Annotated in this window: 16 protein-coding genes; 8 read left to right on the top strand and 8 right to left on the bottom strand. The window is 41.3% G+C overall.

Annotated features, from left to right (window positions below):
- Position 1: 1 nt before the first annotated feature.
- The 4 genes from F907_RS17040 to F907_RS17025 all read left to right on the top strand — a co-directional run bounded on the left by F907_RS17040 (position 2) and on the right by F907_RS17025 (position 3,270).
- Positions 2-685 (top strand): ABC transporter permease subunit, encoded by a 684-nt coding sequence (locus F907_RS17040; protein WP_016651060.1) that lies wholly within the window; start codon positions 2-4, stop codon positions 683-685.
- Between the two features lie 14 nt (positions 686-699).
- Entirely contained in the window at positions 700-1,425 is a 726-nt protein-coding gene (locus tag F907_RS17035) for an amino acid ABC transporter ATP-binding protein (RefSeq protein WP_171068362.1), read from the top strand.
- A gap of 258 nt (positions 1,426-1,683) precedes the next feature.
- Positions 1,684-2,400: a phosphatase PAP2 family protein gene (locus F907_RS17030; RefSeq protein WP_016651062.1), complete on the top strand. Its 717-nt coding sequence runs from the start codon at positions 1,684-1,686 to the stop codon at positions 2,398-2,400.
- A 60-nt stretch (positions 2,401-2,460) separates the two neighbouring features.
- Positions 2,461-3,270, top strand: coding sequence for a BUD32 family EKC/KEOPS complex subunit (locus F907_RS17025; protein ID WP_016651063.1), 810 nt, complete (start codon positions 2,461-2,463; stop codon positions 3,268-3,270).
- Here the strand turns inward: F907_RS17025 and F907_RS17020 are convergent.
- From F907_RS17020 to F907_RS17000, 5 genes are all read right to left on the bottom strand, one after another.
- Positions 3,267-4,613 (bottom strand): ATP-binding protein, encoded by a 1,347-nt coding sequence (locus F907_RS17020; RefSeq protein ID WP_016651064.1) that lies wholly within the window; start codon positions 4,611-4,613, stop codon positions 3,267-3,269. The two genes, F907_RS17025 and F907_RS17020, sit on opposite strands and share 4 nt — an antisense overlap.
- A 4-nt stretch (positions 4,614-4,617) precedes the next feature.
- Positions 4,618-5,295 (bottom strand): DNA-binding response regulator PmrA, encoded by a 678-nt coding sequence (locus F907_RS17015; RefSeq protein WP_016651065.1) that lies wholly within the window; start codon positions 5,293-5,295, stop codon positions 4,618-4,620.
- Positions 5,296-5,309: 14 nt separating this feature from the next.
- Positions 5,310-6,947 carry a phosphoethanolamine transferase gene (locus F907_RS17010; protein WP_032861685.1) on the bottom strand — a complete coding sequence of 546 codons (1,638 nt, stop codon included), beginning with the start codon at positions 6,945-6,947 and terminating at the stop codon, positions 5,310-5,312.
- A 308-nt stretch (positions 6,948-7,255) separates the two neighbouring features.
- Positions 7,256-8,362, bottom strand: a complete 1,107-nt coding sequence (locus F907_RS17005; protein ID WP_016651067.1) for a porin — start codon at positions 8,360-8,362, stop codon at positions 7,256-7,258.
- A 346-nt stretch (positions 8,363-8,708) separates the two neighbouring features.
- Entirely contained in the window at positions 8,709-9,956 is a 1,248-nt protein-coding gene (locus tag F907_RS17000) for an MFS transporter (RefSeq protein ID WP_016651068.1), read from the bottom strand.
- A gap of 144 nt (positions 9,957-10,100) precedes the next feature.
- On the opposite strand from F907_RS17000, the gene F907_RS16995 reads away from it, so the two are divergent.
- From F907_RS16995 to F907_RS16980, 4 genes are all read left to right on the top strand, one after another.
- On the top strand, positions 10,101-10,727 hold the full coding sequence (locus tag F907_RS16995; protein WP_005269542.1) for a lysophospholipid acyltransferase family protein: 627 nt from the start codon (positions 10,101-10,103) through the stop codon (positions 10,725-10,727).
- Between the two features lie 63 nt (positions 10,728-10,790).
- Positions 10,791-11,708 carry a patatin-like phospholipase family protein gene (locus F907_RS16990; protein WP_032861687.1) on the top strand — a complete coding sequence of 306 codons (918 nt, stop codon included), beginning with the start codon at positions 10,791-10,793 and terminating at the stop codon, positions 11,706-11,708.
- A 155-nt stretch (positions 11,709-11,863) separates the two neighbouring features.
- Complete coding sequence (locus F907_RS16985; RefSeq protein ID WP_016651069.1) at positions 11,864-12,322, top strand: NfeD family protein; 459 nt, start codon at positions 11,864-11,866, stop codon at positions 12,320-12,322.
- Positions 12,323-12,340: 18 nt separating this feature from the next.
- Positions 12,341-13,192 carry an SPFH domain-containing protein gene (locus tag F907_RS16980; RefSeq protein WP_004652274.1) on the top strand — a complete coding sequence of 284 codons (852 nt, stop codon included), beginning with the start codon at positions 12,341-12,343 and terminating at the stop codon, positions 13,190-13,192.
- Between the two features lie 48 nt (positions 13,193-13,240).
- Here the strand turns inward: F907_RS16980 and F907_RS16975 are convergent, their stop codons facing one another.
- The 3 genes from F907_RS16975 to prpF all read right to left on the bottom strand — a co-directional run bounded on the left by F907_RS16975 (position 13,241) and on the right by prpF (position 15,931).
- Positions 13,241-13,609 carry an MmcQ/YjbR family DNA-binding protein gene (locus F907_RS16975; protein ID WP_016651070.1) on the bottom strand — a complete coding sequence of 123 codons (369 nt, stop codon included), beginning with the start codon at positions 13,607-13,609 and terminating at the stop codon, positions 13,241-13,243.
- Between the two features lie 55 nt (positions 13,610-13,664).
- Positions 13,665-14,582, bottom strand: coding sequence for a polyprenyl synthetase family protein (locus tag F907_RS16970; RefSeq protein WP_016651071.1), 918 nt, complete (start codon positions 14,580-14,582; stop codon positions 13,665-13,667).
- Positions 14,583-14,743: 161 nt separating this feature from the next.
- Positions 14,744-15,931, bottom strand: coding sequence for a 2-methylaconitate cis-trans isomerase PrpF (gene prpF, locus F907_RS16965; protein WP_016651072.1), 1,188 nt, complete (start codon positions 15,929-15,931; stop codon positions 14,744-14,746).
- Positions 15,932-16,018 lie beyond the last annotated feature (87 nt).

Raw genomic sequence — 16,018 nt, forward strand, 5'->3', positions numbered from 1 at the left:
TATGGAATGGTTAACTTCTTTTCTCAATGACTTACAGCAGTCTGGCCCTGCCCTCTGGTACGGATTCAGCATCACCTTAAAAGTGGTAGTAATTGCCACCATTGGTGGTATCGCCATTGGTACGCTACTGGCGATGATGCGTTTGTCTTCAATCAAAATTCTGAACTGGATTGCACAGGCTTATGTCGACCTGTTCCGTTCTATTCCGCTGTTATTAGTATTGATGTGGTTCTATTTTGCTGTGCCATTTTTTTATACCGCAATCACAGGACAATATCTGACCATTGATACCGCTTTGGTTTCAAGTATCGTGGCCTTCATGCTGTTTGAAGCCGCTTATTTTTCTGAAATTGTACGTGCAGGGATTCAGTCGATTCCCAAAGGTCAAGCGGCAGCGGCTCAAGCCTTAGGCATGAGCTACGGGCAGTCGATGCGACTGATTATTCTGCCTCAGGCGTTCAGGAAAATGACCCCGTTATTACTGCAACAAACTATTATCCTGTTTCAGGATTCCACCATGGTCTATGCGATTGGTTTACTTGATTTTTTCAGAACAAATTATGTTCGTGGCGATTTAATGTCTCTGCTCACCCAATATATTTTATTTGCAGGGTTGGTGTACTTCACCATCAGCGCTCTCGCGACATTCGCAGTGAAACGTTTACAAAGGAGGTTAAGTGTATGAGTGACAATAAAGTAATGATAGACCTCCAGAATGTCAGTAAGTGGTATGAACAATTTCAGGTACTGACTGAATGCAGTACTCAAATTTGCCAAGGTGAAGTGGTGGTGGTTTGTGGCCCATCGGGTTCAGGAAAATCCACCTTGATTAAAACCGTGAATGGGCTTGAGCCATTTCAGCAAGGTAAAATCTTTGTCGATGGCGTGCCTGTACATGAACCCAAAACCGATATGACCAAACTGCGGAGTCGAGTCGGTATGGTATTTCAGCACTTTGAACTGTTTCCGCACTTAAGTATTACCGAGAACCTGAGCATTGCACAGATCAAGGTGCTTGGACGCTCAGAAGCGGAAGCCAATAAAAAAGGACTGGCCTATCTGGATCGTGTGGGATTGAGTGCGCATGCCAATAAATATCCGGCACAACTCTCTGGCGGTCAACAACAACGGGTCGCAATTGCGCGTGCACTGAGCATGGACCCGATTGCGATGCTATTTGATGAACCCACCTCTGCACTTGACCCTGAAATGATCAATGAAGTGCTTGATGTGATGGTCGGGCTGGCCAAGGAAGGAATGACCATGATGTGTGTCACCCATGAAATGGGCTTTGCCCGCCAAGTCGCCAATCGTGTAATCTTCATGGACCAAGGAAAAATTATGGAAGACTGTTCTAAAGATGAATTCTTTGGTGCACCACGTGGTGAACGAGCCCAGCAATTTCTGGATAAAATTCTGCATTAAATTTTTGAATACACTCACACGATAAAGCAGCGCTCAGGCTGCTTTATCGTGTGAATTACAACAAAATAAACATGGTGATATAGCCAGTTCCGCTCATTCAGCAAATTTGAATCAGCAAACGGTCAAATTATAAAATTTGCCACTCATTTTTATGTTGTAGATCTCTTCATTTAGCATTTTTTATGTATATTTAAGAGGCTTTTAAGCTTGTTCACATTAAATAACACAAATTTTCATCTGGTTTTAATAATACGCTCAATGACTCTGAAAACACCTTTTTTTGCGCTGGCCAGCTTTTTATTATTGCTGAGCTTTTTCATCTTATTATTCGTGTTTCCAGTCGGCGGTGCAATTGACTTACATCTGATTCAGCCTTGGGTCAGTTTGCAAGGTACATTTCCTTATAAAGATGACTGGTTTCTAGATAAACTGAACCACAGTTATGTCAAAAACCTACTCACAGCCGTGTATCTGATCTTTCTCTTTTTATGGTGTGCCTCATTTAAAGTCGAAAAGCTCAAGGCAAAGCGCTGGGAATATGGCTATATGTTTTGGGTAAGCATCCTGTGTACCGCTGTGGTTGGATTCTTCAAATCACATTCGGCTCATGCATGTCCCTGGTATATGACCCATGAAACAGCGACTGGCTTTATCTGGGATTTTTCAGCAACTGCAGGACATTGCTTTCCAGGTGGGCATGCCAGTGCAGGATTTGCCTTAGTCACGGGCTATTTTGTTTATCGCTTGGACAATAAGACACGTGCATGGTTCTATCTTTTTGCTGGAATGGTTATTGGTTTTGCTATGGGTTGGGCACAAATGATGCGTGGTGCTCATTTTCTTAGCCATAACTTGTGGACGGCATGGTTCTGTATTGCGGTGAATCTTGCCATGTATGCAATCACTTATAAACGTCATCAACAAGCTGCAAATCATAATGCAGTACCGATAACAACAGTTGATGTGGTAAAGTGAGTCCAGTACCAAAATCCATGGTACGCATCACGACCACTTTAGGATATTTTTTTCTTCCATATGACTGACTTTCAAGCCTTTTTAGAATCCACTTTAACAACGCAGCAATCATCTATTCAATCTTATGAACTAGATTCCCACAAAGTATGGTTAAAAAAAGCATCTGAACGTCATGGGCTATGGCTATATACACCATTAAAATGGTTAGCAAAAATATTTAACTTAGGCTCAATTACGCCTGTTCCAAACCAAGGCGGTGCAGCTGCAATTCAATGTGAATTTAGGAGAATCCAGCAACTCAATGCGCTAGGAGTCTCAACACCAAATGTTTTGGCAGTATCAAAAAAAGGCATTTTACTCGAGGATGTCGGCGCCCAACGTCACAGCCCTGTGGATCAGCTCGATCAAAAGATTGCCAGTTTAAAAGACCATCCAGAATTACAATTTGAGTTATTTAATCAAGCCATTCAATCTATTCGCAATATTCATCAACAAGAAGGTTATTTGAGTGAAGCATTTGCTCGTAATATTCTGGTCGATGAACAAAACCAGTTCACTTTTATTGATTTTGAAACCGATCCCAGAGATGTACTCAGCCTACATGACTGTTTTGTACGTGATTGGTTGCTATTTATCTTCTCAACGGCCTATCATTTTGAATTTGAAAAACTTGAGCAAGCCAGCCAGTTGCTCTATCAGGCTCTCTTGGATGAACCTCAAGTCTATAAAGACATTTGTAAGGTTGGCAAACGCCTAAATTGGGTGTTACGCTTTAATGTCAGTAAAGTTGGCAATGATGGCAAACGTATTCAGAAATGCGTGCTGTTCTTGCGCTATTTACAAGATCAGGCGCTAAAAAGCTCACGCTAATGACTATAGTCGTGATGAGCTAGTTTTTTAGGGAGTTTGACCAATACACTCAATCCCCCTAATTCGATACTTCGAGATAAAGTCAAAATGCCACCTAAACGTTGCGTTGCTTTATCGACAATCGACAGACCAAGTCCACTCCCGACTTCTAAATGATGGTGTACACGGTAAAAACGTTTCAGTACCTTATCATATTGCTCAGGATCAATCCCTGTACCGCTGTCTTCGATTTGGATATAAGCAAAATCATCCGCATCACTATACACTGAGATATTAATAACACCCTGATTTGGCGTATATTTAATTGCATTATCAATCAAATTAAAAATAATTGAATGAACCGTTGATTCAAGACTTTGCATTTCAATCGGATCATTACGTTCAAAGCCTAAATCAATCTCTTTTTGCATGGCTAAATTCACCAATTGCTCAACACAATTTAATGCCACATCATTCAAACGAAAGTGGGTATTGGGTTCAATTAAACTGAGTGCAACATCTTGCTTTGCCAACGCCAACAATTGGGTGACCAAATGTTGAATACGGGCTAATCCCTTACTTAGATTTTGTAAAGCTTCATGTTCAGGGAACTGACTGATCAAGATCCGAGTTTGTAAATTTAAGGCTGTTACAGGTGTTCTGAGCTCATGGGCGGCATCGGCAATAAATTGTTTTTGTTCAGTCTGAGCATGCTGAATACGCTCAAATAGACGGTTCATTTCTTCAATGGTCGGCAACAATTCTTGCGGATAATCTTGGCTATCTATGGGGGCCAATCCATCTGAGTCACGTTGGGTCAATTCTGTTTTAAAATCGTCTAAAGGCTTCAAACTCAAGCTAATAATGAAAGCAAGCACAAAAATAGCGATCGGCAGCAGCAAAATATAAGGAACAAACATGCTGCCAGCTAACTCCCAGGCAAAAGCATGACGCACCTGTTCCTGCTGACTGACTTGAACTTGATAGTCCTGTAAGGGCACAACATAGACACGCCATTTCCCCTGTGGCGTATCCTGCGTATAAAAACCAGCTTGTTTCACAGGGGGAATCAATAAATGCGTTTGATGCCATAAATGATTTTGATCTTTATAGGCCCATATATCAATCAACAAATCTTCTTCATGGTAAGTTCGGTGCAGCTCAACCCGACTTGAAACAGGAATGATTGGCTGTGAAATTGATCGCTCAGCCATGTATTGCATTTGAGTATCCAGAATCTCATCAACTTCATGTAATGAAATCCGATATGCCGCTAAAATGAGAAAACAGCCGAGCACCACACTAAAAATGGAAGTACCCCAAATCAACCTTTTCTTAAGTGAATAATGCTTTGCTGTTTTCATAAATTTAAGATTGCCCTAGACGATAACCTAAACCACGAATGGTACGAATAAAGTCTTTACCCAACTTGGCACGTAAATGATGCACATAGACTTCAATGGTATTACTGGTCACTTCACTATCAAAATCGTATAACTTATCTTCTAAATTGGCTTTAGAAAAAATCTTGTTTGGATGTGAAACCATCGGAATCAGGATCGCCCACTCTCTATTTGACAATTCAATTTGTTGCCCTCTAAAGGTCGCCAAATGTTGCTCGACATCGAGTGTTAATTCACCGCTTTTGAGTAATTGAGATTGGCTCTTAAGCTGGGCTGCCTCATTACTACCACGACGTAGTAAAGCATTAATACGGGCCAATAACTCATCAAACTCATAAGGTTTAATAAGATAATCATCTGCCCCCTGATTCAGCCCATCGACACGATTCTGTAACTGATCTCTTGCAGAAATGATCAGAACAGGCAAAGAACTCCGCTGACGAATCTGTTTGAGGATTTGCATCCCGTCCATTAAAGGCAAACCCAAATCCAATAGTACTAAATCAAAGGATTGCTTGGTGAGTAAAGCCAATCCATCCACCCCATTATTGACCCACTCTACGTCGAATTGATGGTATCGCAATAAAGTCAATGTCGACTCTGCAATCATAAAATCATCTTCTATCATCAAGATCTTGGTCATGATTTCATTTCACCTTAAGGGTTAGGACATGTTTGCAACATGTCATCTTTGGAGTTAATTACTTTAGTTTTTACATCAAGCAGGCTCAGCATTGTTGGAAACAAATTATCTTGGCTGAGTTTAGTTTTACGTTGTTGTTCCAGGCACTGCATCTGTTTAGCCGCATGTTGTTGCCATGTATTCGAAAACCACATGACCATAGGGATATGGGTCTGCTGAGAGGGTGCAATGGCATAAGGAGCACCATGCAAATACATACCACTCTCACCTGTTGACTCACCATGATCAGATAAATACCACATACCTGTTTGATACTGCGTAGTTTGTTTTAATGTTTCGATCACTGAATCTAAAATATAGTCAGTATAAAGCAAGGTATTGTCATAGCTGTTGACCAAGGCTTCTTTACTACATCCTTGAATGGCATTGGTATCACATGTTGGCTTAAACACGCGATAGGCTGGCGGTACACGCTTATAATAGGCCGGACCATGACTTCCCATTTGATGTAATACCACCAAATGTGGTCGTGTATCATCTTTTGGAATCGTTTCTATATACGCTTTTAGACTATCAACCAGCATCTCATCAAGACACTCTCCGTCTTTACACCACTTTTTCTGAATCGGTTCAGGAATCTGGAATTGTTGAACACGATCACAGGTGCCTTTACAACCAGAATTATTGTCAATCCAAGTCACTTGATAACCTGCTCGTTGAGCAATATCAAGTAACCCCTCACGATGACTTGCAAGGCGCTCATTATAATCTTCTCTTGGCATGCCAGAGAACATACAAGGAACCGACACAGCTGTTGCTGTCCCACAAGAACTGACTTGGGAAAAGTTGATAATGTCCTGCTTCGCTAATTTAGGATTGGTTTCTTTGCTATAACCATTCAGTGAAAAGTTTTCTGCACGTGCTGTTTCACCTACAACCAGTACCATCAGTTTAGGCAAACCTTTTACCGCTTCTACATGCTGTGCATCTTCGCCATACGTCACCAGTGGGAGGTTTTCTTTAGGTGCTTTCTTTTTATAATATGAAATAAAAGATCCGATCATATTCTGAGGAGAAATCATGCCTTTCAGATCTCGGTTTTCACGAAAAATTGCTGCAAAATCAACATAAAAAACAAATAGAAGTCCAGCAACCATAGCCAATGAAAGTACAGATGCAACCACCTTTTTTAATATTTGGCCTAGTACCGGTTCAGGTTTAATCTTCACCAGCAGGATCACAATGATCGGCAGGATGGTCATCCCTAAGGTCCATACCACAAGATGCCATGACCAAGTATCTCGTGCTTCAGCGGCATTGGTTTGCATCAAGTTTTGAATTTGGTCAGAGGTAATCCAGACACCTAATGTGTTGACCGTATACGCGGCAAAACCACCAATAAAAACCAGAGCAATCGCAACAGGTTTCGCAGTCCATTTCCAGCTTAGCAGTTGGAATAGAAAGTTATATACGGCAACAACAACCAATATAGAAGCCAGTACAAAAAAACCTGCTTTCATTCCAGTATATGGAGTAAGAGACTCCATTTTTTTATAGAAAGCAAAATTTAAAAATACACCTAACCAGATAGCAAGTAAGGCATTAAAAGTTAATAGCGAGATAGGTCTAGTCTTGAGTTTCTGTAGCAGCATGGTCATCATAATCTAAAAATAAACTTCTTAGCGTCTCTAAGATAAAAATTAAAACTTAAAAATGACTTAAACTAAATAATAATAGGCGCAATAATATCTGCAATTCGGTTCTAGATTTACTTGCAAATCGAGAAGGATATTTAGTTTCAAACCATCCCGCTCATTTGCGCTCTCTCCATTACGTACCCTAGTTTTATTCTTAAAAAAATCATTCCATTTAGTGGAATTACTATACTACAAGTCATATCCCATACAAACAAAAACACCCTTTAAGGTGTACTTAAAGGGTGTTCGATAAGAAAAGGAATTTAGAACTTAAATTCTAAACCCAAACCTGCGACAGGTTGCTTGTCTTTTTTGCTTGCTTGCTCAAGCGTTAGATAACCAGCATAACCATAGGTTCTGACCTGTTTGTTAAACGCATAGTCTGCTCCAGCAATAATTTGTTTGGCTTTAAAATCAGCTGTATTGGTTTTAAAACTGGTGTCATTTTGGCTGTATTGACCTTTTACTGTCCAGTTTTTCGCTTGAGGAATGTTATATTCAGCGCCCAATAACCAACCTTGTGCATCATCAATATTTTCTGAGCCTGGTGCATTTCCAGCAACCGCTTCAACTTTAGAGGTTTGATACAGTGCTTTAAGCGCTAAACCTTCAACAGGATTGACTCGACCAATAGCACGAACGGTATTGGCAGCAGCAAATAAACTACCTCCTGTAATTGCAGGTTCAGCCGCATTTAAGAAACCACGACCAAGGAAAGTGCTTGGAATCGCTTTATCATAACCGATACCCGCAACCACCAATGGGTTTTCATACGTGACTGTCGCTGACCATGCATCTCCCAAACCTCCACCTGCAACTTTTGCACCGCCACTGGTCTGTTTAATACCAGAAGACTCGCCTGTCGCAAGCAACGCATTAAATTTAAATGCGCCATCTAATAACTGAACTGCTGGTGACTCATAGATCACAGCATTATCAATACGGTTCTCACCTGTGAAAATACCCGTGATATCCGCCTTGTTTGCAACATAGTTATTGAAGGTATCGACAACACTCGATAACTGTTTAACCGGTGTATCGTGCTTACCAATTTTCAAGGTACCTAATTGGGAATCTTTTAAACCGACAAAACGATTACGCTGTGTCCAGTCACTGCTATCGCCATCCGCACTAAAACCCCATTCGATTGCGTAGACTGCACTTAAACGCTCAGTGAGTTTTTCATCACCTTTAATTCCTATAAATGAACTGTTTGAACTGATTTCCCAAACATCTTTATTTGATTTAGTCGCATTTTTTTCTGGTAAATAATCAACGCTGGCATCGATTTCACCATAAAGTGTTGGCGCTGCAAATGTGGTTGTTGCAAGTAAACTGAGCACTGCTGCTGTTACAATTTTGATTTTCATTGTTTACATCCTGGTTAAATTTGTAACAAATCCTACACAGTAACTTTATATGACAAAACGATTAAAATCTTATTTATTTATTCTAATTTCGACTAAAGTTTAATTTTTAGCCAGCTATAATCTGTGCCATAGATTTTAAATTATCTTTTTATATTTTAACAAATTATTTTCGATATCAAATAATTAAAAATCAAATTAAACGCTTTTCATCATCAAACTACGATATTCAAAAAAATAAAAAATCCGATGAAAAACATTCAATCTCTAGATAAGTACAAGGACTGAACCCTATTTGTCATTTTACATCTGTTCGATTTAGCAAAAAAATTTTAATAAAAATATGCTTTCATCTTACATAATTTTTCCAATGAAAAATTGGCCATAAACAAAGCACAGCAATCACGCAAATCGTGATCAAATAATAAAAATAACCGAGCCAATCCCCGACAATCCCACTCCATAAATAAAGAAAACCACTCACCGTCGCCATAATCGAGACTTGAAAGGTAAAATCTGTGCCAGCAAATTGTTTACGGCTATATTGCATCACTAAGGTAAGCATCACCACCAACAGCATGGCAGAGCAGGCATCTTCAACAGCATTGACCACATAAAGCCAGATTGGAGAAATTTGATACCCAAATTCGTAAGCATGAGCCAAAACAGTATAAGCCCCCAAACTCAAAATCTTAAGCAGTGAAAAACCAATTAAACTTTGCGTTCTGGAAAAATACTTCAATAATAAACCTGCCATGGCAGCACCCAACAATGCAGCAACCGCACCAAACATGGTAATAAACACCCCAATCTGAGTAAAATTTAATCCCATATCCACCATTAAAGGTTTTAATAAAGGTCCTGCTAAACCATCCGCCACTTTAAAACTAATCAACACCAACAACCATGCTTTTAATTCTGAAGAAGACTGGAAATAAGCGAGATAAGCTTTGATCGACTGCGCTAAAGATACGCTAACAGCGGTATTAGGCACCACTTTACTCATGTGTTTCGGTTCACGATAAAACAAAACCGGCAGCGTATTGAGCAAGACCAGTGCTGCCAAAGCCAGAAAGGTCTTTTGCCACTCCAGCCAATCTAGACACCAAAGTACTGCCCCTCCCCCCACAATAAAACCTAAACGAGATCCGATCACTTGAAAGGTGTTGCCCCAGTGTTGTTGATCACTTTTCAGTAAATTGACTGCCAGACCATCCGTCGCAACATCCTGAGTTGCGCCAGTTAAATTCATGAGGAACAGGAGTGCAAAAAAAACCAGCAAATAACTAGGTTGGTCTAAAGCCTGAATCGGGAAAAATGACAAGACAATGAGAATCAGCACACTCGCAAGTTGAGTAGGAAGAATCCAACTGCGGTAATGTCCGAATCTTGAGATAGCAAACCGATCTACATAGGCCGCCCAAAAAATCTTAATCGACCAAGGCAACATCAATAAACCAAAACCGCCAATATGCGCCAAGGACACGCCCTGCGCCCTTAAAATCACAGGCAGTGCATGGGTCATAAACCCCACAGGTAAGCCCTGCGCCCAGTATAAAGAAAACAATAAAATGTAAACCTGACGAAGATTAAGCATTTTCAGTTTTCCATGAGCGCATACCAAAGGAGCTCAAGTATCCAATCCTTTCATCGGCATAGCAATAAAATCTTATTTTTTGCCAATGCAGTGCTTGTCATCAGCGTTTAACATGATTGTAGTTGTCATTACATATTATAATTTATGTCGCAGCATTTTCCAGATTTACCCCCATTAGTGCCACAACGTGGATCGCTTTATAGTCGTGCTTTATGTAAGAAACTTTTCTTAAGCCAAGGTTGGACTGTTGTCGGGGAAATTCCCAATCTTCCCAAGGCCGTTGCGATTATTTCTCCACACACCTCCAATATTGATGGTTGGTATGGCTTTCTCGCTATCGGTGGATTGGGTTTAAAAATTACTGTACTGGGTAAAGATACCTTATTTAAGCCAGCTTTGAAGCCACTGTTAAACTGGGCAGGGCTCATTCCTGTACATCGAGATAGTGCGCATGGTTTAACTGAGCAAGTGGTTGCCAGCATTCGCCAGCATGACAAAATCTGGATCGGAATGGCACCTGAAGGTACCCGTAAAAAAGCCGAAAAAATGAAAAGTGGCTTTTATCATATCGCCCATGCAGCAGGTATTCCCATTGTCATGTTCGCCTTTGATTATGACCACAAAACCATTTATTGTTTAGGTGCCTTTACCCCGACAGGTCACTATCCACAAGATCTTGAACAGATCATGCAACGTTATGTAGGTCACTTCTCTCCAAAGAACCCACATTGGCTGGCAGAACCCTTACAAAAACTTGTGAAAAAAAACTAGAAAAAGAGGGGCAAATCTGCTCTGATGTGCCCATCTTTTTTGTACATTTTATCTGCATTCGATATGAAAATTGCTCGACTGTCTTGCTTGGCTGTCCTTGGCTTCGCGTTATTGGGTTGTGATCAAACCGCAAAGAAAACACCCTCTACTACGGCGATTAACGCACGTGAACCGGTTATTGCACTTGCACTCGGTGGTGGGGGCGCCAAAGGTTTCGCCCATATTGGTGTCATCAAGGTGTTAGAGTCACATGGGATTAAAGCCAAAATTGTTACAGGTACCAGTGCTGGTAGTTTTGTCGGCAGTATTTATGCCAGTGGGCAAACCCCTTATCAAATGCAAAACCTCGCCTTGAAATTACAAGAATCAGATTTGCGTGACTTAACCTTGAATAGCCAAGGCATTATTCTGGGACAGAAACTTCAGAATTACGTCAACACACAGGTCGGCAATAAACCGATTGAACAATTTCCAATTCGTTTTGCCGCAGTTGCAACACGTTTAGATAGTGGTAAAAAAGCAGAATTTATTAAAGGTAATGCAGGTCAAGCAGTACGTGCTTCATGCAGTATCCCCAATGTCTTTGTTCCTGCTGTCATTGGCAACACCAAATATGTAGATGGTGGTTTGGTCAGCCCAATCCCTGTTAAAACTGCAAAAGATATGGGGGCTGATATTGTGATTGCCGTCGACATTTCTGCCCGTCCAGTCGGTGGTAAACCTTTAAGCATGTGGGGCTTATTAGACCAAACCATTAATATTATGGGACAGCAAAGTATTAATGAAGAACTGAATCAAGCCACTGTGGTGATCCAACCTAAAGTTGGCCATCTGGGTGCATTAGACCTTAAGTCTAGTAATGAAGCCATTTTAGAAGGTGAAAAAGCAGCACAGGCCAAGATTACAGCAATCCAGAATGCGATCACAACCTTCAAAAACTCTCCTGCTGCACTGAAACCGGCTCCAAAATCTAAATTCTAATCATAAACTTGGGCAGTTGATCTTAAAAAACCATCATCTGCCCATTTCCTAACTAAAAAAACAATCTTTGTATATTCATCAAGATAATCATCTGCTACAGTGCTTAAAGTGAATATTTTTTCACCTCCACTCCATTTAATGAGACGAGCAAATCTATGGAATTTGTAGTTGAACCTTGGCACTGGTTTGTATTAGGGATTTTACTGATTCTTTCAGAATTGATTTTGCCTGCTTTTGCTGCATTATGGTTTGGTATAGCAGCAGTTATGGTTTGTATTTTACTGTGGCTTTTCCCCATGATGGGCTTTACCACCCAAGTGATTACTTGGGGTATTTTATCTATTTTGTGCACGATTCTTTGGTTCAAATTTATTAAACCACTGTCCATTGATAAAACCAAAGCTGGGCTCCCTCGCGAAGCAACCATTGGTCAAGTTGGTATGGTCATCCAGACTGGGCTTGAACATGGACAAATCATTGTACGCTTCTCAATGCCTGTTTTAGGTTCTGATGAATGGCATTGCCGTTGTTCTGTTCCAGTACAAGTGGGTGATCGCGTGCGCGTGGTTGATATTTTGGGTAATGATTTAGTCGTTCAACCTCATACGTCATAAACACAAAGAGGGTTTTCAATGTCTGTCGGTACTATTGTTGTTTTAGCTTTCTTAGCTTTTATTGGTATAACCATTTTTAAAGGGGTTCGCATTGTTCCCCAAGGTTATAAATGGATTGTTCAGCGTTTAGGTAAATACCATACCACGTTGGCTCCAGGTCTTAATTTCGTGATTCCCTATGTTGATGAAGTTGCTTATAAAATCACAACCAAAGATATTGTTTTGGATATTCCTTCGCAAGAAGTAATTACCCGTGACAATGCGGTGTTGGTGATGAATGCAGTGGCTTATATCAATCTCACCACACCAGAGAAAGCGGTGTACGGGATTGAAAACTATACATGGGCCATTCAAAACCTCGTTCAAACCTCACTGCGTTCAATTGTGGGTGAAATGGACTTGGATGATGCACTTTCTTCTCGTGATCATATTAAAGCGAAACTGAAAGCAGCCATTTCTGATGATATTTCGGATTGGGGGATTACCCTAAAAACGGTTGAAATTCAAGATATTCAACCTTCACACACCATGCAAGCTGCGATGGAAGCCCAAGCCGCAGCTGAACGTCAACGTCGTGCGACCGTGACCAAAGCCGATGGTGAAAAACAGGCAGCGATTCTAGAAGCAGATGGTCGTTTAGAAGCATCTCGTCGCGATGCTGAAGCTCAGGTCGTTCTTGCTGAGTCATCACAACGCGCGATTGAAATGGTCACCACTGCAGTCGGTGATAAAGAAATTCCTGTGGCTTACTTACTCGGTGAGCAATATGTGAAAGCGATGCAGGATCTTTCTAAATCAAGCAACGCAAAAACTGTGGTGCTTCCAGCCGATGTACTCAATGCCATTCGTGGAATTATGGGTAAACACTAAACCCGTTGCTCCTGAAAAAATAAAGCAGCGTTATCGCTGCTTTATTTTTTAGTGCTGTTGGAGCAATTTTCGCGTCTTAACGGGAAGTTTTTCCACCACTAAATCATAAGAATCTTGAATCAAGTCTTGCAGCAAATCGGCTGTTATTTCATGACCACTGGCAATTGAGATCCAATGTTTTTTATTCATATGGTAGCCTGCTGAAATTGAAGGATATAGCTCCTGATATTCCAGACTTTTCTCAGGCTTACATTTAATCGTCACCAGTAACTTGCCCGAATAAGCCCCAATCAACATAAATACCTTGTCGCAGATTTTGAATACCTCACAATCTGGGCCAAAAGGCTGTGACTGAATGGAAAAAGCCAGTTGCTGTCCGTATTCAAGCGCCACTTGTTCTAATTGTTCATCCTTCATGTAACCGCACCCCATTGTTATTTATTATTGATCAAGTAGAGGGCTATCGCTTAGCTTAACTTTTACGTGCGAGCAAGAATTGAGAAATCGCAACGAGTTCTTTGGCATCTTCACCAAAATAAGCAAGGGCTTCAAAGGCTTGATCATGCAAGCTTTGCGCATAAACTTGTGCCTGCGCTAAGCCCATTAAGGCAGGATAAGTCGATTTTTGCATTTGCTCATCTTTACCCGCTGTTTTACCGAGAGTCTCAGTGCTCGCCGTAATATCCAAAATATCATCTTGTACTTGAAAGGCTAGACCAATGCTCTGTCCAAACTGGCGTAATTTTGGAATCGCCTGATCAGTACCTGCAAAGATAGTTACCGCCCCCATCATGATTGCAGCTTGAATCAATGCACCGGTTTTATTACGGTGAATATTCTCTAATTCAGTTTGATCTACCTGTTTATTAGCCCCTTCTGCCTGTAAATCAAGAACCTGCCCACAGACCATTCTTGAACTGGCGGTTGCTAAAATCTGTACCTGCTTCAAGACAATAGCAGCCTCGGTTCCCTGTCCTTGTTCGTCGAATAAACGACTGCCCAAAATTTCAAAGGCCATGGATTGTAAAATATCACCCGCTAATAGAGCCGTGTCTTCACCAAAGGCGACATGACAGGTGGGTTGGCCACGGCGCAGCAAATCATTGTCCATACAAGGCAAATCATCATGTGCCAATGAATAGCAATGGATCAGTTCAACTGCAACTGCGGCACGACGCGCCGCTGCAAAATTATGATTCGACTGTAACGAAGCTGCTGCATAACAGAGTGCAGGACGAATGCGCTTTCCACCTAACATCACTGCATGATGAACGGCAGCCTTTAAAGGTTCTGGAATTGAGAATGCAGCCAATGCTGTCAATAAATCTTGTTGAATACGTTGTTGAGCTTGTATGAGAACATCCGCATTAACTTGAGAAATAGATGACACAATTGCCTCGGGAAATCTTAATAAAAGGAAGTTGACAAGACTTGTCAGAATGTTGACATCATAACACTTTTTATCTGAAAAAAAGGGATTTGTCTTTTTATTCGATTCAAAATAATAAGGCCCTCAAATGAAGGCCTTAGCAATAAATTTAGAATAAAAAATTAGAAAGCATCGCCCGGTACACGCACCCAACCTTCCATCAATACACGGGCGCTGCGGCTCATGATGGCTTTTTTCACTGACCATTTGCCATCAATCAACTCAGCCTGAGCTCCAACACGTAAGGTTCCAGATGGATGACCAAAACGAACCGCTTCACGCTCGCCCCCACCTGCGGCTAAATTAACCAAAGTGCCTGGAATCGCGGCTGCCGTACCAATTGCAACTGCTGCCGTTCCCATCATGGCATGATGTAATTTACCCATCGACAAAGCACGTACCAATAAATCGACCTCGCTTGCCGCAACCGCCTTACCACTAGATGAGTTATAGCTTTTAGGTGGGGATACAAAGGCAATTTTAGGCGTATGCTGACGTGCTGCTGCTTCAGAAATATCTTTAATCAGCCCCATTTGTACTGCACCATAAGCACGGATTTTCTCAAAACGTGCTAAAGCAGCTGCATCACTATTGATCTGATCTTGCAATTCAGTGCCTTGATAGCCAATCTCTTCGGCATTGAGGAAAATGGTTGGAATCCCCGCATTAATAAATGTTGCTTGGAATGTCCCCACTTCAGGCACTTCCAGTTGATCCACCACATTTCCTGTCGGGAACATATCGCCCCCTTCTTCGCCATCATCGGCAGGATCTAAAAATTCAATTTGCACTTCCGCCGCAGGGAAAGTCACCCCATCCAGCTCAAACTCACCAGTTTCCTGTACTTGCCCATTGGTCACCGGAACATGTGCAATGATGGTTTTTTGAATATTCTTCTGCCAGATCCGTACTGTGCAAATGCCATTTTCAGGAATACGCGCGGCATCAACCAAACCATTTGAAATGGCAAATGAACCAACCGCAGCAGTTAAATTACCGCAATTTCCACTCCAGTCGACAAAAGGTTGATCAATCGATACCTGACCAAATAAATAGTCGACGTCGTGTTCTGGTTGTGCGCTTTTTGCCAAAATCACAGTTTTACTGGTACTAGAGGTCGCTCCTCCCATCCCATCAATCTGTTTCCCATAAGGATCTGGGCTCCCAATTACACGAAGGAGAAGTTGATCACGTGCTTTGCCCGCTACTTGCGCCGCTTCAGGTAAATCATCTAGTTTGAAAAATACACCTTTACTTGTTCCGCCACGCATATAGGTTGCTGGGACTTTGATTTGCGGTACTGAGCTCATGTCAATTTCATCCTTTTATCATGTTCTTGGTGCAGATTGGTTTTGAGTCTAAAGTTACTGCATGGCATTCAAAAATACCATACGACC

It is taken from the genome of Acinetobacter colistiniresistens, from assembly GCF_000413935.1.
In the GTDB taxonomy this organism is placed as follows: Bacteria; Pseudomonadota; Gammaproteobacteria; order Pseudomonadales; family Moraxellaceae; genus Acinetobacter; species Acinetobacter colistiniresistens.

Coding starts and splice junctions, on each gene's coding strand:
- F907_RS17040 (WP_016651060.1), top strand. CDS start 2: ATGGAATGGTTAACTTCTTTTCTCAATGACTTACAGCAGTCTGGCCCT.
- F907_RS17035 (WP_171068362.1), top strand. CDS start 700: ATGATAGACCTCCAGAATGTCAGTAAGTGGTATGAACAATTTCAGGTA.
- F907_RS17030 (WP_016651062.1), top strand. CDS start 1,684: ATGACTCTGAAAACACCTTTTTTTGCGCTGGCCAGCTTTTTATTATTG.
- F907_RS17025 (WP_016651063.1), top strand. CDS start 2,461: ATGACTGACTTTCAAGCCTTTTTAGAATCCACTTTAACAACGCAGCAA.
- F907_RS17020 (WP_016651064.1), bottom strand. CDS start 4,613: ATGAAAACAGCAAAGCATTATTCACTTAAGAAAAGGTTGATTTGGGGT.
- F907_RS17015 (WP_016651065.1), bottom strand. CDS start 5,295: ATGACCAAGATCTTGATGATAGAAGATGATTTTATGATTGCAGAGTCG.
- F907_RS17010 (WP_032861685.1), bottom strand. CDS start 6,947: ATGCTGCTACAGAAACTCAAGACTAGACCTATCTCGCTATTAACTTTT.
- F907_RS17005 (WP_016651067.1), bottom strand. CDS start 8,362: ATGAAAATCAAAATTGTAACAGCAGCAGTGCTCAGTTTACTTGCAACA.
- F907_RS17000 (WP_016651068.1), bottom strand. CDS start 9,956: ATGCTTAATCTTCGTCAGGTTTACATTTTATTGTTTTCTTTATACTGG.
- F907_RS16995 (WP_005269542.1), top strand. CDS start 10,101: ATGTCGCAGCATTTTCCAGATTTACCCCCATTAGTGCCACAACGTGGA.
- F907_RS16990 (WP_032861687.1), top strand. CDS start 10,791: ATGAAAATTGCTCGACTGTCTTGCTTGGCTGTCCTTGGCTTCGCGTTA.
- F907_RS16985 (WP_016651069.1), top strand. CDS start 11,864: ATGGAATTTGTAGTTGAACCTTGGCACTGGTTTGTATTAGGGATTTTA.
- F907_RS16980 (WP_004652274.1), top strand. CDS start 12,341: ATGTCTGTCGGTACTATTGTTGTTTTAGCTTTCTTAGCTTTTATTGGT.
- F907_RS16975 (WP_016651070.1), bottom strand. CDS start 13,609: ATGAAGGATGAACAATTAGAACAAGTGGCGCTTGAATACGGACAGCAA.
- prpF (WP_016651072.1), bottom strand. CDS start 15,931: ATGAGCTCAGTACCGCAAATCAAAGTCCCAGCAACCTATATGCGTGGC.